Genomic DNA, 9243 nt, shown 5'->3' on the forward strand with positions numbered 1-9243 from the left:
AAAACGGTGGACACCAGGTGAACGGTGACCGCGCTCACCTGAGCATCGGCACGAGGAAAGGTGGCACCCCTTTGCGGACCGCGCAGCTGACGATCGACCCGGCCTTCTCCATCGGCCCGGCCGACCGACGCCTCTTCGGCTCATTCGTCGAGCACATGGGGCGGTGCGTCTACGGCGGCATCTACGAGCCCGGCCACCCCAGCGCCGACTCGCGGGGCCTGCGCCGCGACGTGCTGGACCTGACCCGCGAGCTGGGCGTTTCGGTGGTCCGCTACCCGGGTGGCAACTTCGTCTCCGGCTATCGCTGGGAGGACGGGGTCGGCCCGGTCGGCAACCGGCCCCGCCGGCTCGACCTGGCCTGGAAGACGATCGAGACCAACGCGTTCGGGCTGGACGAGTTCATGACCTGGGCCGCAGAGGCCGGCGTCGAGCCGATGATGGCGGTCAACCTCGGCACACGCGGGGTCCAGGAGGCACTCGACCTGCTGGAGTACGCCAACCACCCGGGCGGCACCGAGCTCTCCGACCTGCGGCGCAAGCACGGCGCCGAGGACCCGTACGGGGTGCGGCTGTGGTGCCTGGGCAACGAGATGGACGGCCCGTGGCAGGTCGGCCACAAGACCGCTGACGAGTACGGCCGCGTCGCCGCCGAGGCCGCCCGAGCGATGAGGATGATCGACCCGTCGATCAGCCTGATCGCCTGCGGCAGCTCCAACCGGCGGATGCCCACCTTCGCCTCCTGGGAGGCGACGGTGCTGGAGCACACCTACGAGCACGTCGACTACATCTCGGCGCACACCTACTACGACCCGTCCGACGGCGACCAGGCCAGCATCCTGGCCTCGGCCGTCGACATGGACAACTTCATCACCGAGGTCGTCGCGACCGCCGACCACGTGGCCGCCAAGCAGCGGCACAAGCGCAAGCTGAAGATCTCCTTCGACGAGTGGAACGTCTGGTACGAGTCCCGCCTCCAGGCCGACCTGGACCGGCGCGGCTGGGTCGAGGCCCCGGCGCTGATCGAGGACGACTTCACAGCGGTCGACGCGGTGGTCGTCGGCGACCTGCTGATCACCCTGCTTCGGCACGCGGACCGGGTCGGGGTGGCCGCGCAGGCCCAGCTGGCCAACGTGATCGCGCCGATCCGTACCCGCAACGGCGGCCCGGCCTGGCGGCAGAGCATCTTCCACCCGTTCGCGCTGACTGCCCGGTACGCCCGGGGCACCGTGCTGCGCACCGACCCGGTGTCGCCGCGCTACGACACGAAGAAGTACGGGGACGTGCCGGTGCTCGACACCGTCGCCGTGCACGACGAGGAGACCGGCGAGCTGACCGTGTTCGCGGTCAACCGGGACTCCACCGATCTCCCGCTGGAGATCGATCTGCGCGGCCTGCCGGGTATGTCCGGCCTGTCGTTCCAGAGCATCGCTGCCGGGTCCGACCCGTCGGCGACGAACACCGAGGCCGACCCCGACCGGGTGACGCCTCGGGACCTGCCCACCCCCACCCCCGACGGCGGCCGGTGCACAGTGCGCCTGCCCGCCGTGTCCTGGAGCGTGCTCCGCTTCGGCCCGGCCAACGCGTAGGTGTCACACCGGTTCTGAGCAGGCACAATTCATTCCGTTCCCCCTCAAGGAGAGATAAAGCATGATCCAGAACGACATGAGCCGGCGTCGCCTGCTCGGCCTCGGTCTCGGACTCGGCGCCGCGGCCTCGCTGACCCTCGCGGGTTGCGGCGGCGGCGATGACAGCGCCTCCGGGCCGGCCGCCGGCAACGGGGGCAAGGAGTACACCGGTCCCAAGGTGGACCTGAAGCTGTGGAACGGCTTCACCGGCGGTGACGGCGAGATCTTCAAGACGCTGGTGAACCAGTTCAACACCGAGCACAAGAACATCGCCGTGTCGGTGGCCACGTACCAGTGGGAGGACTACTACAACAAGCTCCCCGGCGCGGCCTCCAGCGGCAACGGCCCGGACATCGCGGTCATGCACATGGACCAGCTCGCCACCTTCGCCGCCCGCGGCGTGATCACCGAGCTGGACGACGTCGCCAAGAACCTGGAGCTCGCCGAGGGCGACTTCGCCCCCACGGTGTGGAAGGGCGGGCTCTACAACAACAAGCGGTACGGCATTCCGCTGGACATGCACCCGCTGGGCTTCTACTACAACAAGACGGTCATGCAGAAGGCCGGCCTGGACCCGAACAAGCCGCCGACGACGAAGGACGACTACGTCGCCGCGCTGACCGAGCTGAAGAAGGCCGGCATCCAGGGCTTCTGGGTCAGCCCGTTCCAGTTCACCGGCGGCATGACCTTCTACTCGCTGCTCAACCAGTGGGGTGCCACCCTGTTCGACGCGGACGTGGCCAAGGCCACCTTCAACTCGGACCCGGCAGTCGAGGCGTGCACCTGGCTGGTCGACATGATCAAGCAGGGCTTCTCGCCGGCCAACGTCGGTCAGGACGCCGACTACCTGTCGTTCAAGAGCGGCAAGAACGCCTTCACCTGGAACGGCATCTGGCAGATCAACGATCTGAAGAAGAGCCCCGACGTGCAGTGGGGCGTCGCCCCGCTCCCCCAGATCGGCAGCAAGCCGGCGGCCTGGGCCAACTCGCACAACTTCACCATCGTGAAACAGCGGGCCAACGACGCCAACAAGGTCTCCGGTGCCAAGGTCTTCATCAACTGGCTCAGCGAGCACTCGCTGGACTGGGCGAAGGGCGGCCAGGTCCCGGCCCGTAAGGCCGTCCGCGAGGGCGCCGAGTTCAAGGCGCTGCCGGAGATCTCGTCGCTCGCCCCCGAGCTGGAGTACGCGGCGTTCCCGCCGGCGGCCCCGGGTCTCGGCGAGGTCATGACCACCTTCTACAACTCCTTCAATGAGGCCGCGCTGGGCAAGAAGTCGCCCAAGCAGGCGCTGGACGACGGTGTCGCGAAGGCCAACAAGCAGCTCGAGGACAACCGCAAGAAGTACGGGAGCTGATACCCCGTGGCGGACGTGATCGAGGTCGGGGCGGCGCGCGGTGACGCGCCGCCCCCGGCGGCCAACGCAGTCCGCCGGTCCGCCTCGGCGGGTCGGACCAGACGGGCGACGCCATATCTGTTCCTCGCTCCCTACCTGGTCCTGTTCGGGGTGTTCGGCCTGCTGCCGATCGTCCTCGGCGTCTGGCTGAGCGTGCACCAGTGGGACTTCCAGCTGCCCAACCGGCCGTTCGTCGGGTTGGACAACTACAAGCAGCTCTTCTCCAGCGACTCCGCCGTCTACGGCGACTGGTGGCAGAGCGTCCGGGCCACCGCGATCTTCACGGTGCTGTCGGTGCCGCTGCTGGTGGTCGTACCGCTGGGGTTGGCACTGCTGCTCAACCGCTCCTTCCCGGGCCGGACGTTTTTCCGGGCCATCTACTTCGCGCCGTACGTGCTGGGTGTCGCGGTGATCGGCCTGCTCTGGCGGTTCCTGCTCGACGCCAACCTGGGCCTGGTCAACCGGCTCCTCGGCGTGGTCGGGTTGCCGTCGGACACCCCCTGGGTGACGAACATGCCGTGGGCGTGGATCTCCCTGGTCGGGGTGACCGTCTGGTGGACGTCCGGCTTCAACGCGGTGATCTACCTGGCCGGCCTCCAGGACATCTCGCCGGAGCTGTACGAGGCGGCCCGGATGGACGGCGCGAACGCGTGGCAACGGTTCCGCAACGTCACACTGCCCGGGCTGCGGCCGGTGCTGCTCTTCGTGATCACGACGACCGTGCTCGCCTCGGCGAACATGTTCGGCCAGTCATTCCTGATCACCCAGGGGACGCCCGGCACGGAGACCCGCACTGTGGTGTGGTTCATCGTCGAGGAGGGCCTGCGAAACAACAACGCCGGTCGCGCCGCCGCGATGAGCATCGTGTTCGCCCTGCTGCTGGCGGTCGTGAGCATCGCCAACTTCCGCCTCTTCCGCTACAAGGAAGACTGAGGGGACCGCCATGACGACGCCCACGCCGACAACCGACGGCTCCACACCGGGGCTGCGCCGGGTCGGGCTCTACGCCACCCTGGTCGCCCTGGCCCTGATCTTCCTGGTCCCCCTGCTGTGGATGGTCATCACCTCGCTGAAGACCTACACCGCCGCCCAGCAGATCCCGCCGAGTTGGCTGCCGAACCCGCTCGCCGGTTACGGCTACGAGCAGATCCTCAACAACTCGGCGAACCCGGTGCTGCGCTGGTTCCTCAACAGCATGCTGGCCGCCACGCTGCACTCGGCGCTGGTGCTCGTGACCGCCTCGATGGCCGCGTACTCCCTGGCCCGGCTGAAGTTCCGCGGTCGCGGGGTGACCTTCGCACTGATCGTCGGGACGCTGTTCATCCCGCCGACCTCGCTGATCATCCCGAACTTCCTGATCGTCGACCAGCTCAACTGGATCGACACCCTCGCCGTGGTCGTGGTGCCGGGCGCGGCCAGCGCGTTCGGGGTGTTCTTCCTGCGGCAGTTCTTCCTGTCCCTGCCGAACGAGCTGGAGGAGGCCGCCACGCTGGACGGCGCCAACCAGTGGCAGATCTTCTACAAGGTGGTGCTGCCGCTGTCCAGGCCGGCGCTGGCCACCCTGGCCGTGCTGTCGTTCCTCACCAACTGGAACGACTTCCTCTGGCCGATCTTCGTGCTGTTCAGCCCGGAGAAGCTCACCCTGCCGCCGGGCCTGGGCCTGCTCCAGGGCTCGTACGTCACCGACTACCCGGTGATCATGGCGGGCGCGGTGCTGGCCAGCCTGCCGGTGCTGATCCTCTTCGTGCTGGCCCAGCGGCACATCATTCAGGGTGTCTCCCGCAGCGGTCTGAAGGGATGACGCGTACGACCGCCCGGCGACGTGGCGCGGCGGCGATCGTTCTCGCCGCCGCGTTGCTCGTTGCGGGCTGCTCCGACGGCACCGAACCCACCCCCACCACGAGCAGCGGGAGCGACTCCAGCGTGTTCATCAACCCTGTCGTGAAGACCGACGCCCCAGACCCGCAGGCGATCCAGGTGGGCGACACCTGGTACCTGTTCCACACCAACTCCGGCGGCCGCAACGTCCCCGTGCTCACCTCGACCGATCTGGTCGACTGGGCCGAGGCCGGGGACGCCCTGCCGGTGCTGCCGGACTGGGCGGACGCCGGCAAGACCTGGGCGCCGGAGGCGATCCAGCTCGCCCCGGACAGGTTCCTGCTCTACTACACGGTCGCCGGCCGGGAGTCGGGGCGGCAGTGCGTCGGGCGGGCGGTGGCCAGCGCGCCGCAGGGGCCGTACTCCGACGACGCGGCCGGCCCGCTGATCTGTCAAGCCGACCTGGGCGGGGCGATCGACGCCAGCCCGTACCGGGACACTGACGGCAGCCTGTGGCTGCTGTGGAAGAACGACGGCAACGCGATCGGGGTGGACACCTGGCTCTGGTCGCAGCGCCTCGCCGACGACGGCCTGACCCTCATCGGCGAGCCGACCAAGCTGCTCAAGCAGACCGAGCCGTGGGAGGGCACCCTGATCGAGGGGCCGTTCTTCCACCGTCAGGACGGTCGGCTGCTGCTCTTCTTCGCCGCCAACGCGTACGACCGGGCGGAGTACGCCGAGGGCTACGCGGTCTGCGAGAGCCCGACCGGCCCGTGTGTGAAGGCCGTCGAGAACCCGATCCTGAAGGGCAACGAGGCCGCCTCGGGCCCCGGCCACGCGTCGATGGTGGTCAAGGACGGGCGGACCTGGCTGCTGTACCACGCCTGGCCGCCGGGCCAGGAGGGCAGCACCGACCCGGGTCGGCAGGTGTGGCTCGACGAGGTGACCTGGGTCGACGGCAAGCCGGTCGTCAAGGGTCCGACGGCCACGCCGCAGCCGCGCCCCTGAGCCTGTCGTGCGGGAGGGCCCCGAAGCTGGTGCCCTCCCGCACGCCTCGGTCAGGCGGTCGGCTCGCGAGGGGCCGGGGCAACCGCCGGCTCGTGCTGGGCCAGCCGGTTGCGGCGGTGGCCGTAGCCGAAGTAGATCAACGCGCCGAGCAGCATCCAGGCCAGGAACCGCAGCCAGGTCTCCACCGACAGGTTGAGCATCAGGTAGAAGCAGGCCAACGCCGAGACGATCGGCAGCACCGGTGAGAACGGCACCCGGAACGGCCGCTCCAGGTCCGGCCGCTTGCGGCGCAGGATCGGCACCGCCACCGACACGAGGACGAACGCGCAGAGCGCGCCGATGCTGACCAGGTCGGCCAGCGCGGACAGCGGCAGGAAGCCGGCCAGCAGCGCGACCGCCACCGTCATGATCGCCGAGATCCGGTACGGGGTGCCCCAGCGCGGGTGCACCTTCGCGATCGAGGGCGGGATCAGCCCGTCCCGGGCGATGGCGAAGCCGATCCGGCCCATCGCCACCAGGTCGACCAGGATGACACTGGTCAGGCCGGCGACCGCGGCGATGGAGACCAGCACGGCCGCCCAGCCCGCGCCGACCGACTCGAAGGCCGACGCGATCGGGGCGCCCCGGTCGATCTCGGTGTACGGCACCATCCCGACCACCACCAGCGAGACGCCGATGTAGAGCACTGTGGAGATCAGCAGCGTGCCGAGCAGACCCAGGGTGAGGTCCCGCTTGGGCTTCCGGGTCTCCTCGCCCAGGTTGGCCACGGCCTCGAAGCCGGTGTACGCGAAGAAGACCACGGCGGCGGCGCTGAGCACCCCGACGAAGCCGAAGACCGACGGCTCCAGCCCGAAGAGCGCCTGCGTGACCGGCTGCTTGATGCCGTCGTCGCCGCTCCCTGCGGGCTCGGCCGGCGGGATGAACGGGGTGAGGTTGGCGGCCTTGACGAAGAACAGCCCGGCTACCACCACGAAGACGCAGATGGCCACCTTGACCAGCACCAGCAGGTTGGTGATCCGGGCGGATTCCCGGATGCCGACGATCGCCACGATGCCGAGGATCAGCACGATGGCGATGGCGCCCACGTTGACAGTGCTGCCCTCCTCACCAAACCAGCGGGTCGGCAGGTCGAGCAGTTCGGCGAGGTAGCCGGACCAGCCTCGGGCCACAACGGCGGCGCCGAGCGCGAACTCCAGCAGCAGGTCCCAGCCGATGATCCAGGCGACGATCTCGCCCATCGTGGCGTACGCGTAGGTGTAGGCGCTGCCGGCGGTCGGCACGCTGGAGGCCAGCTCGGCGTAACAGAGGGCGGCGAGCAGGGCCACCACGCCGGCGATGGCGAAGGAGATCACCACGCCCGGCCCGGCGCTGTCCCGGGCCTCGATCCCGGTGAGAGTGAAGATGCCGGTGCCGATCACGATGCCGATGCCGAAGCCGGTGAGGTCGACCGCGCCGAGCCGCCTCTTCAGCCCCAGCTGGCCGTCGCTGCCGTCCGCCTCACCCTGGGCTATCACGTCCTTGATTGGTTTTGTGCGCAGCACGGACACCCGGTCACCCCTCCCACCGTGCGACCACCTCCGTGGCGGCCGGTGACCGCCGTTGCTACCCACCGGCGCGATTGGTCAACCACGAACTCTTGCGGCGATGGCCAGATTGTGAAAATTTCCTACCAGCAACGCGGACATCGACGGCGAATCTTGCCGCGCACCGCGCGAAGCATCCGGGAGCCCCAACGAAGGGACACACCGCATGAAAGCCACCCGACTCGGAGTCGCCGGGCTGGTCGCAGCCCTGCTCGGCACGTTCGTCAGCGCCACCCCCGCGAGCGCCGCACCCAGCGCGGCCGACACCACCACCGCCACCTGCGCCACCGACCCCGCCACCCCGAAACGGCAGTTCCGGGCCATGTGGATCTCCTCGGTGGTCAACATCGACTGGCCCAGCAAGGCATCCCAGACCAGCCCGGATCGGATCGCGGCCCAGCAGGCCGAGTACCGCGAGCTGCTCGACCTCGCCGGGCGACTGCACCACAACGCCGTCGTGGTGCAGGTCCGGCCCACCGCCGACGCGCTCTGGCCCTCGCCGTACGAGCCCTGGTCGGAATATCTGACCGGGGTACGCGGCCAGGATCCGGGCTGGGACCCACTGGCCTTCCTGGTCGACGAGTCGCACAAGCGGAACCTGGAGTTCCACGCCTGGTTCAACCCGTACCGCGTCTCCATGCCGGCCCCCGGCGGCGCCGGCGCCGACCTCGCCCAGCTCGCCCCCGGCCACCCGGCGCAGCAGCACCCCGACTGGACCTTCGCCTACCCGCCGGCCGGCGTGGCCGGTAGCCGGCTCTACTACAACCCCGGAATTCCCGAGGTCCGCGAGTTCGTCCAGACCGCCATGATGGACGCCGTCAAGCGGTACGACATCGACGGCGTCCACTTCGACGACTACTTCTACCCCTACCCCAGCGGCACCCACCAGGTGCCGGACGACGCGGCCTTCGCGACCCACAACCGGGGCTTCACCGACCGGGCCGACTGGCGGCGGGACAACATCAACCTGCTGATCCAGGAGATGAACAGCAAGATCAAAGCGGCGAAGCCGTGGGTGAAGTTCGGCGTCAGCCCGTTCGGCATCTGGCGCAACAAGACCGCCGACCCGCTCGGTTCGGACACCACCGGCAGCCAGTCGTACGACATCATCTCCGCCGACACCCGCAAGTGGGTCAAGCAGGAGTGGATCGACTACGTGGTGCCGCAGCTCTACTGGTACATCGGCCAGTACCCGGCCGCCGACTACGCGCGCCTCGTGCCATGGTGGGCCGAGACGGTGCGCGGCACCCGCGTGCAGCTCTACATCGGCCAGGCCGACTACAAGAGCGGCGATCCGGCGTACGGGCCGTACTGGCAGAACCCGCGTGAGCTCTCCGACCACCTGACGCTCAACCGGTCGTACCCGGAGGTGCAGGGCAACGTGCACTTCTCCGCGGTGCAGGTGCGGGCCAACCGCCTCGGCGCCACCGACATCTACGCGGGCGAGCACTACTCCCGCCCGGCGCTGGTGCCGGCCATGCCCCACCTGCCGGCCCGGCCGCTGCTCTTCCCGGTGGTCAGCAAGGCGACCCGGCAGGCCGACGGGGTCCGGCTCACCTGGCGCCAGCCCGCCGACGGCGTCGGCCCGCTCGGCACCGCCACCTCGTACGCGATCTACCGCTTCGACGGCACCACGCTGCCCGGCCGGTGCGCCACTGCCGACGCCGCGCACCTGGTCGACACCGTCCGGGCCACGCCCGGCAACGTTCAGTCCTGGGTGGACACCTCGGCCGAGCCCGGTCGGCGCTACACCTACCAGCTGACCGCCCTGGACCGGTCCGCCAACGAGAGCCCCGCCAGCCCGCCGGCATTCGTC

Annotated in this window: 7 protein-coding genes; 6 read left to right on the forward strand and 1 reads right to left on the reverse strand. The window is 69.4% G+C overall.

What is annotated here, in order from left to right:
• The first annotated feature begins 71 nt into the window (after positions 1-71).
• The 5 genes from arfA to MED15_RS10365 all read left to right on the forward strand — a co-directional run bounded on the left by arfA (position 72) and on the right by MED15_RS10365 (position 5844).
• Positions 72-1586: an arabinosylfuranosidase ArfA gene (gene arfA, locus MED15_RS10345; protein ID WP_112735445.1), complete on the forward strand. Its 1515-nt coding sequence runs from the start codon at positions 72-74 to the stop codon at positions 1584-1586.
• 61 nt (positions 1587-1647) lie between these two features.
• Complete coding sequence (locus tag MED15_RS10350) at positions 1648-2979, forward strand: ABC transporter substrate-binding protein (protein ID WP_091402679.1); 1332 nt, start codon at positions 1648-1650, stop codon at positions 2977-2979.
• A gap of 6 nt (positions 2980-2985) precedes the next feature.
• Positions 2986-3951: a carbohydrate ABC transporter permease gene (locus MED15_RS10355; RefSeq protein WP_112584714.1), complete on the forward strand. Its 966-nt coding sequence runs from the start codon at positions 2986-2988 to the stop codon at positions 3949-3951.
• A 10-nt stretch (positions 3952-3961) separates the two neighbouring features.
• On the forward strand, positions 3962-4819 hold the full coding sequence (locus MED15_RS10360; protein WP_181518614.1) for a carbohydrate ABC transporter permease: 858 nt from the start codon (positions 3962-3964) through the stop codon (positions 4817-4819).
• Positions 4816-5844, forward strand: a complete 1029-nt coding sequence (locus tag MED15_RS10365) for a glycoside hydrolase family 43 protein (RefSeq protein ID WP_112735447.1) — start codon at positions 4816-4818, stop codon at positions 5842-5844. Before MED15_RS10360 ends, MED15_RS10365 begins: the two co-directional genes overlap by 4 nt.
• A 50-nt stretch (positions 5845-5894) precedes the next feature.
• On the opposite strand, the gene MED15_RS10370 is transcribed toward MED15_RS10365, so the two are convergent.
• On the reverse strand, positions 5895-7391 hold the full coding sequence (locus MED15_RS10370) for an amino acid permease (RefSeq protein ID WP_112731430.1): 1497 nt from the start codon (positions 7389-7391) through the stop codon (positions 5895-5897).
• A gap of 202 nt (positions 7392-7593) precedes the next feature.
• Here MED15_RS10370 and MED15_RS10375 point away from each other — a divergent pair.
• Positions 7594-9243: glycoside hydrolase family 10-like protein (locus MED15_RS10375; RefSeq protein WP_112735449.1), on the forward strand; the 1650-nt coding region annotated here is incomplete at its 3' end.

The sequence above is a fragment of the Micromonospora noduli genome, from assembly GCF_003264475.1.
GTDB classification, from domain to species: Bacteria; Actinomycetota; Actinomycetes; order Mycobacteriales; family Micromonosporaceae; genus Micromonospora; species Micromonospora noduli.

Excerpts from the sequence above, each read along its gene's own strand:
- MED15_RS10350 (WP_091402679.1), top strand. The coding sequence starts at position 1,648 with ATGATCCAGAACGACATGAGCCGGCGTCGCCTGCTCGGCCTCGGTCTC.
- MED15_RS10360 (WP_181518614.1), top strand. The coding sequence starts at position 3,962 with ATGACGACGCCCACGCCGACAACCGACGGCTCCACACCGGGGCTGCGC.
- MED15_RS10365 (WP_112735447.1), top strand. The coding sequence starts at position 4,816 with ATGACGCGTACGACCGCCCGGCGACGTGGCGCGGCGGCGATCGTTCTC.